The organism is Vibrio sp. 14N.309.X.WAT.E.F5, from assembly GCF_030397615.1.
Taxonomy (GTDB): Bacteria; Pseudomonadota; Gammaproteobacteria; order Enterobacterales; family Vibrionaceae; genus Vibrio; species Vibrio lentus.
This window is the reverse complement of the sequence record NZ_JAPNXR010000017.1, coordinates 51,636-70,563: the sequence shown is the minus strand read 5'-3', so window position 1 is coordinate 70,563 and position 18,928 is coordinate 51,636. Positions and strand designations below refer to the sequence as shown.

Genomic DNA, 18,928 nt, shown 5'->3' with positions numbered 1-18,928 from the left:
TAAGTCTTTGAGACAATGAATTTCTAAGCAAGTAGCTTGAGTTCTAGGAGGAAGCGCGGAGCCTACGCTAGTAGGTGAGCACTTCCGACAACGAAATCAGGCTACTCTGCGACGAAATTATTTTTTATCGTCTTTAACTTCTTCAAACTCTGCGTCTACCACATCGTCATCTTGCTTAGGTTGTTCACCAGCGTCAGCACCAGCTTGTTCAGCTTGAGCTTTCTGTTGAGCAATTTCCATTAGCTTTTGAGCTGCTTGCATAAGTTCTTGAACTTTAGCGTCGATAGCTTCTTTGTCGTCACCAGACTTAACTGATTCTAGAGCTTCGATTGCTGCTTCGATTTTAGCTTTCTCGTCTGCAGGTAGAGCTTCACCAGCTTCTTCTACTTGCTTCTTAGTGCCGTGAATCATTTGGTCAGCTTGGTTACGTGCAGTTACTAGCTCTTCGAACTTCTTGTCAGCTTCTTTGTTAGCTTCTGCTTCTTGAACCATTGCTTCGATCTCTTCCTCAGACAAACCGCCTGATGCTTGGATAGTGATCTTCTGCTCTTTACCTGTCGCTTTATCTTTAGCAGATACGTTCAGGATACCATCAGCATCTAGGTCGAATGTTACTTCAACTTGTGGCATGCCACGTGGTGCTGGTTGGATACCTTCTAGGTTGAACTGACCAAGAGACTTGTTGTAAGTCGCTTGCTTACGCTCACCTTGAAGAACGTGGATAGTTACTGCGCTTTGGTTGTCTTCAGCTGTAGAGAACACTTGATCCGCTTTAGTAGGGATAGTTGTGTTTTTCTCGATAAGCTTAGTCATTACACCGCCCATCGTTTCGATACCGAAAGATAGAGGAGTAACGTCTAGAAGAAGAACGTCTTTAACTTCACCAGCTAGTACACCACCTTGAACAGCAGCACCCATTGCAACAGCTTCGTCAGGGTTCACGTCTTTACGTGGCTCTTTACCGAAGAATTCAGTTACTTTAGCTTGAACCATAGGCATACGAGTCTGACCACCCACTAGGATAACGTCAGTGATTTCGCCTACAGATAGGTCAGCATCAGCTAGAGCAACTTTTAGTGGCTCAAGAGAACGTTGAACTAGATCTTCAACTAGAGACTCAAGCTTCGCACGAGTCACTTTGATGTTCATGTGTTTAGGACCAGTCGCATCAGCAGTAACGTAAGGTAGGTTTACGTCAGTTTGAGTAGTAGAAGAAAGCTCGATTTTCGCTTTTTCTGCTGCTTCTTTAACACGCTGCATTGCTAGTGGATCAGCTTTAAGGTCGATACCTTGCTCTTTCTTGAACTCATCTACTAGGTAGTTGATCATGCGGTTATCGAAATCTTCACCACCAAGGTGAGTATCACCGTTAGTTGAAAGAACTTCGAAAGTCTTCTCGCCTTCTACTTCATCGATTTCGATGATAGAGATATCGAATGTACCACCACCAAGGTCGTATACAGCGATAGTGCGATCACCACCTTGCTTGTCTAGGCCGTAAGCCAGAGCAGCAGCAGTAGGTTCGTTGATAATACGTTTAACATCTAGACCAGCGATACGGCCAGCATCTTTAGTTGCTTGACGTTGAGCATCGTTGAAGTAAGCAGGAACAGTTACTACTGCGCCAGTTACTTCTTCGCCTAGGAAGTCTTCAGCTGTTTTCTTCATTTTCTTAAGAACTTCAGCAGATACTTGAGGAGCAGCCATTTTTTGGCCTTGCGCTTCAACCCATGCATCACCGTTATCAGCTTTAACAATGTTAAAAGGCATGATTTCGATATCGCGTTGAACTTCTTCATCTTCAAAACGACGACCGATTAGACGCTTAATCGCGTATAGCGTGTTTTGAGGGTTAGTAACAGCTTGACGTTTCGCAGGTTGACCAACTAGCGTCTCGCCTTCAGTGTATGCGATTACCGATGCTGTTGTGCGTTCGCCTTCAGCATTTTCTAATACGCGTGGTTTGTCACCGTCAAGAACAGCAACACAAGAGTTAGTAGTACCTAAATCAATACCAATGATTCGACCCATCAGGCTTTCTCCGAATAAATTCTATTTAGTTTTTTGCTATACCCACTATGTGGGGGGTAGTAATCAGGGATTCAACCCTAATACACAAAATTTAAATGCAAATGTATTTTGCTTTCGTATGCACCATAGATAAGGGCTCACGAAGCCTTTTCAAGGGGGATACTGGATTTTTTCACATTTATTTTAATAAAAAGAATGATTAGACACGAATACATCTCATTACCTTAACATAAGCCCCATAACTGGGTTGATCACCCAATAAAAAACGGAGCCACTTAGGCTCCGTTTATCTATTCAGGCTTTCCACTTAGATTTCATCTATAGAGGAAAAGTCTCTGATTATGCTTCTGCTTTCTTTAGTTCAGCTTCTTCGTTAGCTTCAACGCCGATTTCGTTTTCAGATTTCGCTACGATAGTGTTAACCGCAGTATCACCAACAACGTTAGAAGAAGTACAGAACATGTCACAGATACGGTCAACAGCAGCAACAATCGCTAGACCTTCTGGTGGCAAACCTAGTTGGTGTAATAGAACACCGACCATAACCACACCACCGCCCGGAACACCACCAGCACCGATAGACAGTAGCAAGATAGTTAGACCTAGAGTGAAGATGTCAGCAGTGTTGATTGGCTGACCAAATGCGTTTGCTACGAACATAGTTGCTAGTGCGATGTAGATAGATACACCAGACATGTTCATTGTTGCACCCAGTGGTACGCCGAAACCTGCTACTGACTTAGATACGTTCAGTTTGTCCGTTAGAGTGCGCATTGTTACTGGAATCGTCGCGTTCGAACTTGCCGTCGATAGTGAGAATAGAACTTGCTCACGAGTTGCACGTAGGAACTGCTTTGGAGAAATACCAGTGAATGAACCAACCATCATTGGGTAGAAGAAGAAAATCCAGAACACAAGCATCGCTACAACAAGCGCTACATAGCCAGCAACTGACATTAGCGTGTTTGCATCAAGTGTTGCACCTAGTTGAATCATCAGAGCAAATACACCGTATGGTGCAAGGCTCATTACTAGGCCGATAAGCTTCATCATGATTTCGTTAGCCATCTTGAATGTCTTGATAGCTGGGCCACCACGAGAATCAAGCGCTTGGATAGCAAGACCAGTCAGAATAGCCATGAAGATGATTTGCAGCATGTCGCCACTTGCAAAGGCTTCTACAGGGTTGCTAGGAACAATATTAACAACAAGAGAGAAGATATCTGGCGTTTCAGTTGTTGTAAGCGCAATTGTCTCAGAAACTGTACCCGCTAGATTCGCACCAGCACCCGGTTGGAAAATAAGACCAATCGTTAGAGCAGCTGAAATCGCGATGATGGTGTTAATAATGTAAAGACCAAAGGTTTTACCACCAAGGCGACCAAATGAACGAATATCTTTTAGCTCAACGATACCGCAAACAATAGATACGTATACAAGAGGTACTACAAGCAATTTGATAAGTGATACGAACATACCACCAGCACCTTCAGCAGCGCCGAGTAGGTACGTATCAAAAATAGCAATGCCGCTGAATAGGTACTGAATAGCAGTACCAATAATTAGGCCAGCAAACAAGCCTACAAAAATCTTACTTGAGAGCGATTTATCCATCGTTCTTCTCCAGTTTGTTGTGTTTAAAATTTGTACTTTTATAGTTATATATGCGACCAGAATCGCTATATTGCAGTGGATTTTACATACAAAGATAACAATTAAAAGCATTTATTTACAAAAACATTACAAGTGTGACATCGAAACATTTCTTCAATTACAACCAGTTTCATAATATAAAACTCTAAATCATTGTTCTGGATAAAATAAAAAGAACGACATTCTTAATGCCATATTGGTGACTATTTACGTGGACTCTCAAGTTACAGGCATAAAAAAAGAGAGGCCTATGCCTCTCTTTTCATTTCACGTTAACCAGTGAATTATTTTGTCGCCGCTATTTTGTTACTTCACAATTGCCATAATCAACTGCTTGGCAAACGGCCACTCAATTACTTAGCAACCATTACCATTGCAGGGCGAATAACACGGCCGTTAAGCTCGTAGCCTTTTTGCATAACAAACATTACAGTGTTTGATTCGTGGTCTGGGCTTTCTTGAATAGACATTGCTTGGTGGTATTCAGGGTTGAATGCTTCACCTTCAGGGTTGATCTCTGTAAGACCAAATTTAGCCACTGTGTCTACGAACGTTTTGTGAGTTAGTTCAACACCTTCAAGAATCGGCTTAACCGCTTCGTTCTCAGCATCTGCAGCTTGTACTGCACGCTCTAGGTTATCGATAACAGGTAGTAGGCCTTCAGCGAATTTGTTTAGCGCGTATTTACGTGCTTTATCCACTTCTTGCTCAGTACGACGACGCATATTCTCAACTTCAGCTTTAGCGCGTAGTACAGAATCTTGCTGCTCTTTCACTTTAGATTCGCTAGAAAGTAGTGCAGCTTCTAGTTGAGCGATTTTTGCTTCTTGCTCATCAACAGACTCTTCATTTAGCTCAGCTTCTTCAACTTTCTCAGCTTCAGCAATGATTTGATCTAGCTCTTCTTCCGTTACTTTGTTTTCTTCGTTGCTCATGATCTCTCCAGAATTCGTTTTCAATGCAAGTGACAGGTGTGTTTGCACCCCAAATTGATATAAAACACTCGCATAGACGTTCAACTTGCCTTTATTATGGGGATGAAGAATTTTGATTCAAGCCTAATTCGTTTGGAAACGTTATGAAAAAGCCATTTGAAGTCATCGCCATTATTGGTAAACCTCGAGATCAGCAAGCAATTCAGACTCATAGAGAGCTCTATCAGTGGTTAAGTGCTGAGGGTTATCAAGTGTTTGTTGATGACAGACTCGCTACTATTTTAGACGATATACCCAAAGAACATTTTTCTAGCCTAATTGAACTAGGAAAACGTGCCGATCTCGCGATTGTTGTCGGTGGCGACGGAAATATGCTGGGTGCCGCTCGTATTTTGTCGCGTTTCGATATTTCAGTCATCGGTGTTAACCGAGGTAATTTAGGTTTTCTGACAGACCTAAACCCTGAAAACTTCCAAACCTCACTCACCGACGTACTTAAAGGTGAGTTTATGGAAGAAGAGCGATTCCTACTCGAAACAGAGATACACCGTCACGGCCAAATAAAAAGTCACAATGCTGCACTCAATGAAGCCGTGCTTCACCCAGGTCAAGTTGCGCACATGATCGAGTTTGAAGTCTATATCGATGACAGCTTCGCCTTCTCACAGCGTTCTGATGGCTTGATCGTATCGACCCCAACGGGTTCAACGGCCTACTCGCTTTCAGGCGGTGGTCCTATTCTGTCATCAAGCTTAAATGCAATTTCATTAGTACCAATGTTCCCGCACACACTTTCAAGCCGCCCACTTGTGGTGGATGGAAAGCGTCGTATCAAGTTGATCGTATCGCCTGATAACCGCGGGACTCAGGAAGTCAGCTGCGATGGTCAAATCTCGTTACCAGTTTCCCCTGGCGATGAAATCCACATTTACCAAAGCCCGAATGTGCTCAAGCTGATCCACCCTAAAGATTACAATTACTACCATGTTCTACGTAACAAACTAGGTTGGTCGAGTAAGCTGTTCTAAAAGAATAAACGCTCCAGTGGCAATCAAAAATTTGAAAGGCTGACGACATTCGTCAGCCTTTTTTATTGCCAGTAAAAAGCCCGTCGACTCTAGCTTGTCTTCAATTCCTTATACCGTCATTCCCAAGAGGGAGGAACGACTGAGTTGGGAATCTATAGCGGTTTCAGTGATCTACAGACAACCTCAATTCTGAGATCGGTCACAAAAAATTTTCACCTGTCGACTTTACTGTATAAAGAAACAGTATATACTGAGCTTATATACAGTATTGTTCAGTTATACAGGTAAATAAAAATGCTGGCTCATCTAAGTGTTAATAATTTCGCTATTGTTAAGTCTTTACAGCTAGAACTCACTAAAGGCATGACAACAATCACCGGTGAAACGGGGGCGGGTAAATCTATCGCTATCGATGCTTTAGGCTTATGTCTTGGGGGAAGATCCGATGCAGGAATGGTTCGACAAGGTGAAGAAAAAACCGAAGTCAGTGCCGCTTTTTTACTTGAGAACAATCTGCACGCTACCCGCTGGTTAGAAGATAACGAACTGCTTGATGGCAGTGAATGCATCTTGCGCAGAACCATCTCAAAAGAAGGTCGTTCTCGTGCATTCATCAACGGCAGCCCAGTCCCTCTTTCACAATTAAAGTCTCTAGGCCAACTGCTGATCAACATTCATGGTCAACACGCGCACCATCAATTGATGAAGAGTGACTATCAAATGGCGATGCTTGATCAATACGCAGGTCACTTGAACCTATTGAAATCGACACGTAATGCCTACCAATCATGGCGACAAGCGGATAACCATTTAAAAGAGTTACGTGAAAATAGCCAGCAAAACCAAGCTCAAAAACAACTTCTTGAATACCAAATCAAAGAGTTAAATGAGCTGTCTATTGGGGAGGAAGAATATGAAAACCTCGAACAAGAGCATAAGCGCCTCTCCAATAGCGGAGAATTGGCCACAACCTGCCAACAAGCTATCGAGCTTATTTATGAAGGCGAAGAAGTTAATGCGCTTGGTATTCTGCAATCGGCCAATAACTCCTTAATTCAGTTAGCAGAGCTAGATGAAAGATTGGCTGAATTACCTAATTTACTTTCTGAAGCCATTATTCAGATTGAAGAAACCAACAACGAGTTAAGAACATACCTAGATAGCATTGATGTTGATCCTGGCCGTATGGCTTATGTTGAAGAGCGCTTCTCTAAAGTGATGTCGATGTCACGTAAACACCACGTATTACCTGAAGAGCTGTATAAGCACCATCAAGACTTATTACAACAAGTTGAAGCGCTGGATTGCTCTGATGAAAAGTTGGAAGAATTAGCCAACGAGGTCGAAAACCAATACCAGTCGTTCGTGGCTAAATCTGAGAAACTTCATAAATCTCGAACTCGTTACGCAAAAGAACTCAACAAGCTGATCACGCAAAGCATGCATGAACTGAGCATGGAAAAAGCGCAATTTGCCATTGAAGTGAACAACACCAACACACACCCTTCTCCATTGGGTATGGATAACGTGACCTTCATTGTTTCGACCAACCCAGGCCAACCAATGCAGCCAATTGCTAAAGTGGCCTCTGGTGGTGAGTTATCACGAATCTCACTGGCGATTCAGGTGATCACCGCGCAAAAAGTGGATACACCAAGCCTGATTTTCGATGAAGTGGATGTGGGTATCAGTGGTCCAACCGCTGCGGTTGTCGGAAAAATGCTGCGTAAGCTGGGCGAATCGACACAGGTTATGTGTGTGACGCACTTACCTCAAGTGGCAGGTTGTGGACATCAACAGCTGTTTGTAGCGAAGAACACGAAATCAGGTAAAACTGAGACTCAAATGCACACACTTGATGAGCAACAACGCGTCTCAGAGCTTGCTCGACTGCTTGGTGGCAGCCAAATTACCGAATCGACGCTTGCCAATGCAAAAGAGTTATTAATCGCAGCATAGGTTACATATTCAGCAACTTTCTGATAATTTACCGAAAATTCTTGGCAATTTTGCAACTTAATTCAAAATTGCCAGTCATAACAAGCTCAAAGCGCAAGGAGCTTTTTACTTCTTGCTGGAGCTTGTTTATTATCAGGCAGTATTTTAGCGAAGAAAGATCTCAAACTATGCGAATTAAAAAGTGGTTAGTTGCAGTTCCACTTGCACTAACAATGTTGACCGGTTGCTCTCTACTAGAGAAGTTGGTTTATCGAATTGACATCAATCAGGGTAACTATGTTGAACAAGAAGCTGTCGATCAGCTAAAGTTTGGCATGACAAAAACACAAGTTCGTTACGTTATGGGCTCACCTATGCTTATCGAAAATGGCTACCCAGATACGTGGTACTACATTTACCACCACCAAAAAGGCCATAACGACCCTATTCAGAAAAACCTTGTTGTGAACTTTGATGCCACTGGCACTCTAGTAACGATCAATGGTGACTTTGAAGCCAGTGATGAGTTCTTCGAAAGCCTTCGCTAGCTTTCCAGTCAACAAAGCTCTCAGCCGATAAAGCTATCAGTCGACAAAGCAAGAATTGCAAAAGCCTGCTCACGAGCAGGCTTTTTAATATCCGCTAACAAATTAAGTGTGTTGTCTAATCAACAAGCACAAAAAAGCTCGCCAAGATAGCGAGCTCTTTTTAGTCAAACTTGTTTGGCATTACGATTTAGCAGCGGCCGCTTTTGCTTGTTCAGCACGCTTACGGCGAATCTCTTTTGGATCAGCTAACAGTGCTCGGTAGATTTCGATACGATCTTTATCGCGAACCGTCGCATCGAGCTTAACGTTACGGCTGAACACACCAACCTTGTTTTTCGCTAAGTCGATCTCTGGATACAGTTCCAAAACACCAGACTGTGCGATGATCTCTTCAACGGTCGCGTTCTTGTTCACTACCAAGGTAAACACACGCTGTTCGTGTGGAAGTGCAAACACAACCTCTACGTGGATCATATCTGATTCAATAGTCATGGCTTAGTAAACCTGTTTCGCGCGTTGAGTAAAAGCACTGACCATATTGCTCGTCAGCTCATTGAAAACCTTACCAAATGCCATTTCAATCATACGGCTAGAAAATTCAAACTCTAACTTAAGCTCAACCTTGCACGCTTGCTCATCGAGCGGAGTAAAGTACCAACCACCCTGCAGCTTTTTGAACGGGCCATCCACCAGTTCCATCAAGATCTCAGCACCATCCGCTAAGCGGTTAGAGGTAGTAAATGTTTTGCTGATACCCGCTTTAGAGACATCAACCGAAGCCACCATAGTTGAATCTGAAGATTCGATCACACGTGAACCAGAACACCCTGGCAAAAACTCGTGATAACGAGCAACATCATTGACCAAGCTGAACATCTGGTCGGCACTAAACGACACTAATGCTGAACGAGTAACCTTTGGCATATAGACTCCTGTTAAAGACAGCGTTACATTAACACAAACTGCAATTTTAATTGTATTGGGCCAGAGCGCAAATAAAAAGGATTCCCCAACTAGGGTGCAATCCGTATAATGAGGCCATTATGGCAAAGAATAAATCAAAATCAAAAGCCGGTAGCAATACCATTGCGCTTAATAAGAAAGCTCGCCACGAATATTTCATCGATGATGAGATAGAAGCGGGGCTTGAGCTACAAGGCTGGGAAGTAAAATCCCTACGTGAAGGCAAAACCAATATCGCAGAAAGCTACGTCTACATCAGAGACGGCGAAGCATTCATCAGTGGTATGACGATTACTCCGCTAACTCAAGCGAGTACTCATATCGTGGCGAACCCAACACGCATCCGTAAACTACTAATGTCGAGAAAAGAACTCGACAACCTTATCGGTCGTATTAACCGTGAAGGCATGACACTTGTCGCAACCGCACTTTACTGGTCTCGCTCTTGGGCGAAGATTAAAGTTGGCGTAGCGAAAGGTAAAAAGCTGCACGATAAACGTACTGATATGAAAGAAAAAGATTGGGCGAGAGATAAAGCACGAATTATGAAGAGTAATTTGCGTTAATTTTAAGCACTTAAACGCACAGTGCTAGACAGGCAAAGCTTTTCTGGTACTATGCAAATAACACTTGGGGCTGATTTAGGATTCGACAGGAATTTTGAAGTCTGAGGTGCATGCCGTGGGGCGGTTGGCCACGTTAAAAGCCGCAAAAAAATAGTCGCAAACGACGAAAACTACGCACTAGCAGCTTAATAACCTGCTCAGAGCTCTCTTACCCTAGCTTCCGCTCGTAAGACGGGGACCAATAAGAGATCAAACCCAAACTAGCTAGCGCGGATTCTCCCACCTGAGAGGAAAAGCGCGAATAACAATTCAGGTTAGCCTTTAACTAGCGTGTCGGTTCGCAGGTTGCTGGTGAAATTAAAGATCGACTAAGCATGTAGTACCAATGATGAATGATTTTTGGACGCGGGTTCAACTCCCGCCAGCTCCACCAAACGTTTGGAAAGGGCCAACTCGAAAGAGTTGGCCCTTTTTTTATCTTCATTTCACTTGCCACAATATGACAAATCACATTGCTAACAATGAGTTACCATTAGCACACCAACAATAAAACCAGACACTCAATAAAAAACCACACATCCCGTTGTTGAAATGTGTGGCCGTTTAGAGCTGTTCTCTTACGAACTTAGATAAGTTTAGGTGTTACTCCATATCGCCCAGTAAGTAATCTTCATCGCTACTCACTACTGCGCCGTGCTTCAGGAAGTTCTTACCTAGGATCATGCTGTATTCAAAGCGAGAACGATCTTGAAGGTTTACCCTCACCTCTTTCTCTAAGTCTCCAAGCTTAACCTTCATTTCTACCACAGGGCGAATGTTCACCTTCTCGCCTTTCTTGGCTTTAATACGCATCACATCAATCACTGGCTTAGTGAACTCTTGCTTATCGCCTTGGTTGTTTTGGTAGGTAAAGCTCACCATGTCTTGGCCGTCTTTCTTAAATCGTTTAATGTTGACTGCGTTCATTGAGCTGACATCTGCGCCAGTATCCAACTTAGCCGGGAACTTCATGCCGTTGACTTCAACAACTTCTATATGCCCTACTTTAAACAAAGGCTCCGATTTCAAAAGATAATCAGATCGAGTATTCACATAAACCCCATCTTTCGCCATCTTCTTACCTAAAATGAAGTAGGCCTCTTTCTCATTACTGTTAAGCACATCGATAGCAAACTCTTGTTGCCGAACTTTACCAGCGCCCAAAAACTCACCACTTACCACCGGACGAGTATCATCACCGACCTTAAGCTTCTTAATAATTGGCTTTGTTATCTTCTGCTTCTCACCATTTACATCTGTAAGATAAAATTCAACAGAAGCCTCTTTGCCTTTACCTGTCATTTCAAAACTGTCGACCTTCAACAAAGGCGTGTTGACAGTAAATGAAGCAACAGCCTTCATAGGGAAACCATCTAATGTGATATCTTCTTCCGGTGAGATAATCAGTGGCTCAGTCTTCTTCGCGACCTCGCTGAAGTTCTCAGGTCCCTCAGAAAGAATATTTTCAGCGTTGGTATCAATCATGAAAAGTTCGCTAGCGGTGCTTGTACCAAATCTCAACTGTGACTCGCTACTCGAGCGGTCACGTAGGTACACCAGAACGTCTTTAGTAGTGTTTTCGTCGAGTTGGACTGGTACATATACCAGAGGTCTCTTTTTACCACTCACGCTTAACATACGAACTAATGGCAGTGTCATCTCTTTCTGCTTACCATCGTTATCAAACATATCAAACGTCACTTCACTGTTATTCTTATCTACATCGATGTCTTTTGCATGAAGAATGCTGTATCGATTCTTTAATGAGAAGGTCGCGTTCATCGCCATTCCGGAGATAGACACCACCTCTTTACGGCCAACAACCGTCGCGTTTTCCTGCTCTTGCAAATAGTCATAGCCCGCAAACACTAAGGCGTTGTCAGCAAGAAAGGTTTTGCCGATCAACACTGGCGCAGAGAAGTGACTTCTGTCCGTCAGGTTAACGTCTGTTTTTAATTCTTGGTCAGCAATGGTCAGCGACATCTTAACCGTAGGACGAAGTAAAGGCGTGCTGCTGGTACGGCTTCGTATCATGCTGACACGCTCTAAAGGTGCTTTAATTAATACCATGTCACCCGTACGTGGGTTTTGAACCTTGAAAGAGACCACCGCTTCATATTTTGCAAAGGTACTGCCATCCCAATCATCGTAATCAACATCGGAATTGTTCAACAGGCCTTCGGTTATTGCCGCCATCAACTCTTTGTCTTTGAGGTATTTGTAGTCGGCATTCGTGCTCTTCACATGAATGTCTTCCGCATGCATAGAAGTGGTTTCTGCACCGGTATCAATTTTACCAATGAAAGGAACGTCCTTAAGCCCTTGAACGCTAGATAGGTACACATTCTCTGTACGGCCTAATACCGCCTTACCATCGAGTTCGTAGGTCGGGTTTTGAGTGGTATGTGAAGTGTCTGTAGCCAAAGAATATTGTGAAAAAAGTAGAGTGCTTAAAAGAGTTAGAGCCAAAGGTATCTTTTTCATTAGTTGGTCCGTTGTGATCAGTTCACTAATAATACTGGCGATTCGGCAAAGAGTTCCCCCACCAGCAATGGTTCTCACAAAACGTTAACGCTATGAGTTTTTCAATGACAAACCGATGACTTTGCGCTGCATTCGCTTATCGATTATTGACTAATGGATACCCAATAACCTGTTCAATACGTGGTGTTCTATTGAAAAAATGAATACAAAAAAGGCCAACGACAAGCGCTGACCTTAGCGATTCAAAACACACCTGAAGCGAGTTTAACTTGCTAAAACACAAACGGTTCTAGATAAACATAGCACTAAAAAGTCCCGACTGTTTTCTTTGCACAGATAGCTCGAGCTTTTTCTGCGTTCTCACCTTTGTTTTTGAGATAGCACTGTCGATAAGATTCGACGTAGCGCTCAAATAACACTTTGGCTGCAGGTTGTGGTTTAGAGAGCAGTTGGTTAACGAATTTTCTTGAGCCGACCTCAAAATGCTGGGTATCGATTGGGCTATTCCAATCCCCTCCCCAGATCATAAATCCATGCTGAGCAAACAGCTCCACCACATCCTCTGCCATTCCACGGCGTTCTATTTCATCACGCGCACGAAAGCGAGTACGGTTCACATAGCTTGTCGCAGATTGTGAAGGCTTTACCGTGATTTTTCCGGAGCTATCGAACTCTAAGAAAGGGTTTTGAACTGGGTTGATGTCTATCGCCACACCATAAGCATGCTTCGACCAACCACCTCCACCTGTAATAGGACGAGCGTTAAACGCGCTGCTGTTGTTCGCGTCCATTGAGGCGTTATCGTCACCTCTGAATTCACGCATTAGGCGAGCGGAATGAAGCGGGAAATTGCGCTGTTTAAGCTCTGAAAAAATTTGTTCAACAGCAGGCGCAACCACATCAAGCACGATCATATTGCCCTGTTGCGTTTCCCCTTTGAAATTAATGAAATCGAAATCCACCTTGGATAACCGCTCACAACCAACGGGCGCACCATTACTCAAGACATTGTTCTTTTTCATCATGTCGCATTGCCATTGAGATATAGGAGCAACCTGGGCATAACTCGCAGCACTGAGTAAAGTGGCCAACCAGCCGACAATAAAACGTTTCATATCAAAGACTCAAAAATAGTAAGAGTGAAAAGTAGCAGAAGTTGGAAAATAGCATATTAGGCCAAGTTGAGCGCACGCTTTGTTAGCGCGTTTTATTCCAATAGACAATCTCTCTAACTCGTCCGTTCTGATCCTTGTCAGCTTCTCCACCAACATCAGAAAGTTCAGGTAAGGTCGATAATTGCGGAGCGTAATAGGCGATCAACATCAGTACAAAAGCATCGTAAATATCATCTATTGCGACGTCTTTACGCTTGGTATTTGAAATGGCCAACGACAAGCCGTCACACCATTGAGGGGCAAGTTGCTGAATAATAGAAAGCCGTTCCTCTTTGCCTTCTAGTGTTCGTTTGGAAAACGTCAGCGGTTCGTCTTTCAATGCTGCAAACACCACCTCAGGGTGTGATTCCCTGATAGAAAGATTGGGATGAGTTTCAATGAGCTCATCAAGCTCGCGAATCTTGGGCACAATTCCCCAAGTCTGTTTAGAAAACTTCTTATCAAGCTGCTCCACATTGGCATTACATCCCGCAATGTAATTGGTTTGGTAAACCGCCTCTCGGCACGGAACGGGAAAAACGGAAGAGCCACGCTTACTGGTGAGAAAGCGCCTTGCTGCTTTATCGCATAATCTATCCGGAGTCTGTGAATCGCTAAAACCAATCGGCATATCGATTAACGTTGTTGCTCCCGTAAGATCGTCAAGCAACTCATCGAGCGTGTTTACTACTTTGAACGCAGGTATCTCATTGTCTGAGACAATCCAAGCGATCCAACCCGCCTTGCAACCATCAATTCCGATGTACTTCATTGTGTTCTCAAATTACGTGCCCATGTTATTTACGTACTGTCGCTAACTATCGGCTTTGAATCAACTTAACTCCGGTATATATACCCACAATGATACTCAACACAGAAAAAACACCCGCCAACGACAGCACTGGCATCGCCACTAACAGCTGAGTATCGTTCCCGCCACCGGCCATTACGGCTCCAAATCCCATAAGCACCCCCGCAACTAAGTGTTTACCCAATCGACGTATAGTGCTCAACCTCAAAGAAAAGGATCCAGTAAATAACGCGGCGCTAACCATTCCAACTAACAGTGAGATCATCAATATAAAGCGCTCACTGCTTGGCCAATCTTCCGCTCTTCCATGCCAGAGTGAAGTACCCATAGATTTCAATAAACCACTTGGCGTCCAGTGCGGTTCATACAAGAAAACAAAGCCTGCCATTAACCCAATCCCCAACATTGAGAACCATAACTTGCGATTTATCGCATTCATGAAGTAGCAACTCACCACAATAATGAACGAAATGATCCCAAGGAATGCATAGCGAGAAAAATCAGATAATACCAGCTTATCTCCCTTTAACTCGTTAGGTAAAACGGGAGCAAATAACAACCAAGCAACGAACCACCCTAATATCGTCGCCAGCATCACAACTTCACCACGAGCTAAACGGCTTACGGTAGATACCCCGCAACCACTATTAATTGCCGCTCCAATACCAAACAGAAAACCACCAAACAGGGAAAACAGACTCGGCCAAAAAGCGGTGGATAAAAGCCGCCCTTCTACGACAGAGCCAAGAGCCATAGAGACCCAAGCCAGTGAACCACTAAACACAATCGCGACGATGAACATCGGTGACCCGTTTGTCGCCTCTTTCACTCCTCTCACCATACAAAGGCCCGTAGTTTGGGCAAGATACCCCAACAAGAAGATGCAGAGTAAAGCGAGAATAAACAACATACATAGCCTCCGAATTGCATTGATTTTACTGCTGTCGTTCGTTAAATATAGTAGCAACCTAGAACCCTAAGGACAGAATATGCACCACAAGCTTATTTATTGGCATAAGTCTCGGCATCCTAATTACTTAGGAGACAACAAGGTTAATAAACTTTCTGCCACTGAGCTTCAGTGTTTAACGGTTCAAATTTTACAACCTATCGAACGCTCACTAGGAGAGGTAACGGTGACCTATGGTTATACAAGCCATCCTCTTTTAAGGTGGATATTGAAAAATAGCCCTGGAGATATGGCGCCCGATATTGACCAACATGCCGCTATGGAACTCAACTCCCGGGATAGCCGTATCTGCAAGCGAAATGGGGCTGCGTGTGATATTTATGTTGAAGGGTATGAGCAACGTATGGATGAGGTCGCGCGATTTATCTGCACGCATTTAGAGTTCGACCGCCTCTATTTTTATGGCAAAGATAAACCTCTGCATATTAGCGTTGGGGCTGATAATTCAAAATACGCACTTATCCGGCAACGCCGAAGTGATGGGCTTCGCGTAAACATAAAAAGGGCAAGAGGCAGCGCCACACAGGCATTGTTTGATGATTTATAATCTTCAAAAACACCTAAGGAATAGGAATGAACGAAGAGCTATTTGCTGAACTTACCTCTCAAATAAAAGTTGGAAAACAACTTCCCGATGCCATTTATCTTCATAAAGACGTATTCAGCGCATTGCCTAAAGTGTTAACACAGTTCATTCCTGCCGTAGCAAAAGCCGTTAACTTAGATGAAGAAGACTGGAACCTCGTTAAGCTGTTTAAAAAAGAGTTCCGTTTATCTCTTCTTCATTACCCTGATTTTTATACTGATTCCTATCCAGCATTAAAACAAAGCCTCAATGTCGACCTCTCTAAGCTAAGCCACAAAATTACAGGTTATCGCGAATCTGAAAACCCGCCGATCTTACATAGAAAAGAAACCATGGTTTTGCCAACAAGTGAATATTACGAACACTTCATTTCACTCACACAAGAAGGCGAGAATGCAGGCCTGTACGAAAACAGCCGTTTGATTGGTTTTAAACGTTCTTGGGAAAACCTAATAGCACGCCATGGTTACGAGCTTGTCGATGGTCGACTATTCCGATGTTCCTCTGTGACAACGCAAGAAGAGGCTGGGATTGATAGGCACAGAACAGCCATCGTGCGTCATGAACTCTCCGCACCAATGAAGACTCTCGTTAAACATGGTTACTTAAAAGGCGAGCACTCAATTTTCGATTACGGCTGCGGCCGCGGAGACGATTTAAGAGAGCTCGAAGCACATGGCCTCGACGCTCTGGGTTGGGATCCGAACTTTCAACCCGACAACGACAAATCCAATTCTGATATCGTAAACATAGGATTTGTTCTTAACGTAATAGAAGATCAAGATGAAAGGCTCGATGCCCTACTAGGCGCATGGGAGCTAGCAGATAAATTCCTGGTGGTTTCTGTCATGCTGGCCAACGAAAACTACATTGCTCAGTTCAAGCCTTATAAGGATGGGGTCATCACCTCTCGTAACACCTTCCAAAAATACTACGCGCAATCAGAGATCAAAGCGTACATAGAGAGAAACCTACAGGAAGACGCCATTACCGTCGCGCCTGGTATTTTCTATATCTTCAAAGACAAATTGGAAGAGCAACAGTACCTGCAGAGTAAATACAAACGCCACCATAAATGGCAGCAACTGACTTCACCAGAGCCTATTGAAGCCAAAGACAAAGCCAAACTGCTTATTACCCAACATCAAGACTTGTTTAATAACTTTTGGAACACCTGCTTAGAACTCGGCCGCATTCCTGCCAACGATGAATTTGAACAATCTGACAAAATTCGAGAGTTAATAGGCTCACACCGAAAAACCTTTAACTTACTGCAAGAGATGTTTGATACCCAAGAGTTTGAACAAGCAGAAAAGAGCCGAAAAGAAGATCTTCTCCTCTACTTTACTATGGGACTGTTTGAGAAAAGAAAACCCTATACGCAGCAACCAGAGCCGCTAAAGCGCGACATCAAAGCCTTGTTTGATGATTACAAAACCGCGATCAACCTGGCTGCAGAATTACTGTTCGCGATTGCAGACACCAACTTAATCCAGCAGCAGTGCCAGAAAGCACATAACCAGTTACCAGCAAGCCTACTCAACGAAGGACATTCACTGATCCTACATCGAGACTTTATCGACGACTTACCACTACTGCTGCGAGTATATGTTGGTGCAGGGTTGCAAATGTATGGCGAACTGGATGAAGAAATAGACCTAATTAAAATTCATATCACATCCGGTAAGCTAACGCTGACCGCCTATGACGATTTTGAAAAATCCGTGCCGTTCTTAGTAGAGCGCATAAAGATAAAGATGGCAGAACAAGACATCGACTTCTTCGATTACGTTAATGAAGATCGCAGGCCACCACTACTTAATAAGCATCTTCTTCTTACTAGTGAGCATATGGATTTTACTAAACAGCATAGCTTCGATAAACGACTCGCTAAATTATTAGACGTTGCATGGGATCAAGAAGTGATTCTGCATAGAGCAGAACTGGAAGAAAGCCTTATTAAGCATAATAAGCAAATAAAAGGCTTTCGTTTCGTTAACTATTAATATAGTAAGGAGGCAAGCTGATACGATAAGTTCGCCTTGCCTCTTCTTCAGATAACCCGATAGCGGATAAGACATGTGAAGGAACATTAGATATCGCATTACAGGCTGAACCTTGTGAAATCAACCAATTATACTTTTTTGTAAAACGTTTTACTTCATTATCATCAGAAAAAGTTACATTCCATGTAGTAGGCACGGCTCTATCCCCACCATTACGGGTGAACTGATAAGATTGAATTAAATTTTCGAATTCAAACTGTTGCACACTAGGCTTAATAGGAAACGAACCTACTGCTTCCCCTAAACCAACAATTAATGGTGTCGGTGAAGTGCCTCCACGAATACCGAGCTCTTGTCCACCACCATGGATCAATGGTACAAGATCTGAGTAGCGGGCATCACGGACATATAAAACACCAACCCCTTTAGGACCATATATTTTATGACCTGATAATGACAGCATCTCAATATTCATATCATCAACGTCGATATCGAATTTACAGAAGCTTTGAGCCGCATCGGTATGAAATGGGATTCCATGTTCAAAGGCGAGCTCACCAATTTCTTCAATCGGCTGGACTATCCCAAGTTCATTGTTTACATGGTGGATAGAGATCAGCAATGTGTTGGGTTTTAGTGATTGTTCGACGGCACTAACGTCAACCAATCCGTGCTCATTTGGCTCAATATAGCTTACTTCAAAACCTATCGCTTCAAGAAAGGCACAAGTACTCAGGACACATTTATGTTCGATAGACGAGGTAATGATGTGGCCTTTCGACTCCAAATGTTGAAACGCTATTCCTTTGATTGCCAAATTATTTGACTCACTAGCACCGCTGGTGAAGATGATTTCACTAGGCATGGCTCCAATTTTGTCAGCAATGATTTCTCTTGCCTCTTGTATCGCTTTACTCGCACTCTCACCATCGATATGTGCTGATGAAGGATTTGCAAAGTTTTCATCTTGCCATGGCTGCATTGCTACTTTCACGGCGTTTGATACTGGGGTTGAAGCTGCATAATCGAAGTAGTTATTCATTGTTTACTAATTTAATACGTTGACTATAGTTTTGTCTATTAATGATTAAGTACTCTTTGTAGTACATTTCAATAGAAACATAAAGGTTTATTAAGTACTCTTTCACGTCAGAACGGCACCAATCCCGTTCTTAAATATAATCTCGCATAGGTTGTTTCCTCTTTACCTTTCGTT

Annotated in this window: 16 protein-coding genes and 1 other RNA gene; 7 read left to right on the top strand and 10 right to left on the bottom strand. The window is 43.2% G+C overall.

The genetic code is table 11. The annotated features are described in order from the left end of the window. Positions 1 to 117 precede the first annotated feature (117 nt). From dnaK to grpE, 3 genes are all read right to left on the bottom strand, one after another. The gene (gene dnaK / locus OW495_RS17155; RefSeq protein ID WP_017110244.1) at positions 118 to 2,031 is read right to left on the bottom strand and encodes a molecular chaperone DnaK; all 1,914 of its coding nucleotides are present in this window, start codon (positions 2,029 to 2,031) and stop codon (positions 118 to 120) included. Positions 2,032 to 2,370: 339 nt separating this feature from the next. Then, positions 2,371 to 3,645 (bottom strand): dicarboxylate/amino acid:cation symporter, encoded by a 1,275-nt coding sequence (locus OW495_RS17150; protein WP_017106603.1) that lies wholly within the window; start codon positions 3,643 to 3,645, stop codon positions 2,371 to 2,373. A 392-nt stretch (positions 3,646 to 4,037) separates the two neighbouring features. Next, positions 4,038 to 4,619, bottom strand: a complete 582-nt coding sequence (grpE, locus tag OW495_RS17145) for a nucleotide exchange factor GrpE (RefSeq protein WP_065104990.1) — start codon at positions 4,617 to 4,619, stop codon at positions 4,038 to 4,040. A 143-nt stretch (positions 4,620 to 4,762) separates the two neighbouring features. On the opposite strand from grpE, the gene nadK reads away from it, so the two are divergent. From nadK to bamE, 3 genes are all read left to right on the top strand, one after another. After that, positions 4,763 to 5,647 carry an NAD(+) kinase gene (nadK, locus tag OW495_RS17140; RefSeq protein ID WP_017106601.1) on the top strand — a complete coding sequence of 295 codons (885 nt, stop codon included), beginning with the start codon at positions 4,763 to 4,765 and terminating at the stop codon, positions 5,645 to 5,647. Positions 5,648 to 5,941: 294 nt separating this feature from the next. Further along, entirely contained in the window at positions 5,942 to 7,606 is a 1,665-nt protein-coding gene (recN, locus tag OW495_RS17135; RefSeq protein ID WP_289887560.1) for a DNA repair protein RecN, read from the top strand. Between the two features lie 167 nt (positions 7,607 to 7,773). After that, positions 7,774 to 8,133 (top strand): outer membrane protein assembly factor BamE, encoded by a 360-nt coding sequence (bamE, locus tag OW495_RS17130; protein ID WP_009848326.1) that lies wholly within the window; start codon positions 7,774 to 7,776, stop codon positions 8,131 to 8,133. Positions 8,134 to 8,313: 180 nt separating this feature from the next. On the opposite strand, the gene OW495_RS17125 is transcribed toward bamE, so the two are convergent. Together OW495_RS17125 and OW495_RS17120 are read right to left on the bottom strand one after the other, a co-directional pair. Further along, on the bottom strand, positions 8,314 to 8,625 hold the full coding sequence (locus OW495_RS17125; protein WP_004735158.1) for an RnfH family protein: 312 nt from the start codon (positions 8,623 to 8,625) through the stop codon (positions 8,314 to 8,316). Between the two features lie 3 nt (positions 8,626 to 8,628). Next, the gene (locus OW495_RS17120; RefSeq protein WP_004735157.1) at positions 8,629 to 9,057 is read right to left on the bottom strand and encodes an SRPBCC family protein; all 429 of its coding nucleotides are present in this window, start codon (positions 9,055 to 9,057) and stop codon (positions 8,629 to 8,631) included. Between the two features lie 119 nt (positions 9,058 to 9,176). Here OW495_RS17120 and smpB point away from each other — a divergent pair, with 119 nt between their 5' ends. Together smpB and ssrA are read left to right on the top strand one after the other, a co-directional pair. Next, a complete protein-coding gene (smpB, locus tag OW495_RS17115; RefSeq protein WP_004735156.1) occupies positions 9,177 to 9,662 on the top strand; it encodes an SsrA-binding protein SmpB in 486 nt (161 codons plus the stop codon). Between the two features lie 66 nt (positions 9,663 to 9,728). Next, positions 9,729 to 10,095, top strand: a transfer-messenger RNA (tmRNA) gene (gene ssrA / locus OW495_RS17110). Positions 10,096 to 10,304: 209 nt separating this feature from the next. Here the strand turns inward: ssrA and OW495_RS17105 are convergent. The 4 genes from OW495_RS17105 to OW495_RS17090 form a co-directional block, all read right to left on the bottom strand. After that, entirely contained in the window at positions 10,305 to 12,185 is a 1,881-nt protein-coding gene (locus tag OW495_RS17105) for a RimK/LysX family protein (RefSeq protein WP_289887557.1), read from the bottom strand. A gap of 305 nt (positions 12,186 to 12,490) precedes the next feature. After that, positions 12,491 to 13,300 carry a M15 family metallopeptidase gene (locus OW495_RS17100; protein ID WP_102514123.1) on the bottom strand — a complete coding sequence of 270 codons (810 nt, stop codon included), beginning with the start codon at positions 13,298 to 13,300 and terminating at the stop codon, positions 12,491 to 12,493. An 82-nt stretch (positions 13,301 to 13,382) separates the two neighbouring features. Beyond that, entirely contained in the window at positions 13,383 to 14,111 is a 729-nt protein-coding gene (locus tag OW495_RS17095) for a DUF429 domain-containing protein (protein WP_102514124.1), read from the bottom strand. 46 nt (positions 14,112 to 14,157) lie between these two features. Beyond that, positions 14,158 to 14,952, bottom strand: a complete 795-nt coding sequence (locus OW495_RS17090) for a YeeE/YedE thiosulfate transporter family protein (RefSeq protein ID WP_289887581.1) — start codon at positions 14,950 to 14,952, stop codon at positions 14,158 to 14,160. Positions 14,953 to 15,139: 187 nt separating this feature from the next. On the opposite strand from OW495_RS17090, the gene OW495_RS17085 reads away from it, so the two are divergent. Both OW495_RS17085 and OW495_RS17080 read left to right on the top strand, forming a co-directional pair. Further along, on the top strand, positions 15,140 to 15,667 hold the full coding sequence (locus OW495_RS17085; protein WP_289887553.1) for a hypothetical protein: 528 nt from the start codon (positions 15,140 to 15,142) through the stop codon (positions 15,665 to 15,667). 26 nt (positions 15,668 to 15,693) lie between these two features. Next, positions 15,694 to 17,712, top strand: a complete 2,019-nt coding sequence (locus OW495_RS17080; protein ID WP_289887552.1) for a DNA phosphorothioation-associated putative methyltransferase — start codon at positions 15,694 to 15,696, stop codon at positions 17,710 to 17,712. Here the strand turns inward: OW495_RS17080 and OW495_RS17075 are convergent. Beyond that, on the bottom strand, positions 17,702 to 18,754 hold the full coding sequence (locus OW495_RS17075; protein ID WP_289887549.1) for a cysteine desulfurase family protein: 1,053 nt from the start codon (positions 18,752 to 18,754) through the stop codon (positions 17,702 to 17,704). The two genes, OW495_RS17080 and OW495_RS17075, sit on opposite strands and share 11 nt — an antisense overlap. Between the last annotated feature and the right edge of the window lie 174 nt (positions 18,755 to 18,928).

Coding starts and splice junctions, on each gene's coding strand:
- OW495_RS17085 (WP_289887553.1), top strand. CDS start 15,140: ATGCACCACAAGCTTATTTATTGGCATAAGTCTCGGCATCCTAATTAC.
- bamE (WP_009848326.1), top strand. CDS start 7,774: ATGCGAATTAAAAAGTGGTTAGTTGCAGTTCCACTTGCACTAACAATG.
- OW495_RS17120 (WP_004735157.1), bottom strand. CDS start 9,057: ATGCCAAAGGTTACTCGTTCAGCATTAGTGTCGTTTAGTGCCGACCAG.
- OW495_RS17105 (WP_289887557.1), bottom strand. CDS start 12,185: ATGAAAAAGATACCTTTGGCTCTAACTCTTTTAAGCACTCTACTTTTT.
- OW495_RS17100 (WP_102514123.1), bottom strand. CDS start 13,300: ATGAAACGTTTTATTGTCGGCTGGTTGGCCACTTTACTCAGTGCTGCG.
- dnaK (WP_017110244.1), bottom strand. CDS start 2,031: ATGGGTCGAATCATTGGTATTGATTTAGGTACTACTAACTCTTGTGTT.
- OW495_RS17090 (WP_289887581.1), bottom strand. CDS start 14,952: ATGTTCATCGTCGCGATTGTGTTTAGTGGTTCACTGGCTTGGGTCTCT.
- recN (WP_289887560.1), top strand. CDS start 5,942: ATGCTGGCTCATCTAAGTGTTAATAATTTCGCTATTGTTAAGTCTTTA.
- grpE (WP_065104990.1), bottom strand. CDS start 4,619: ATGAGCAACGAAGAAAACAAAGTAACGGAAGAAGAGCTAGATCAAATC.
- nadK (WP_017106601.1), top strand. CDS start 4,763: ATGAAAAAGCCATTTGAAGTCATCGCCATTATTGGTAAACCTCGAGAT.
- OW495_RS17075 (WP_289887549.1), bottom strand. CDS start 18,754: ATGAATAACTACTTCGATTATGCAGCTTCAACCCCAGTATCAAACGCC.
- smpB (WP_004735156.1), top strand. CDS start 9,177: ATGGCAAAGAATAAATCAAAATCAAAAGCCGGTAGCAATACCATTGCG.
- OW495_RS17150 (WP_017106603.1), bottom strand. CDS start 3,645: ATGGATAAATCGCTCTCAAGTAAGATTTTTGTAGGCTTGTTTGCTGGC.
- OW495_RS17080 (WP_289887552.1), top strand. CDS start 15,694: ATGAACGAAGAGCTATTTGCTGAACTTACCTCTCAAATAAAAGTTGGA.
- OW495_RS17125 (WP_004735158.1), bottom strand. CDS start 8,625: ATGACTATTGAATCAGATATGATCCACGTAGAGGTTGTGTTTGCACTT.
- OW495_RS17095 (WP_102514124.1), bottom strand. CDS start 14,111: ATGAAGTACATCGGAATTGATGGTTGCAAGGCGGGTTGGATCGCTTGG.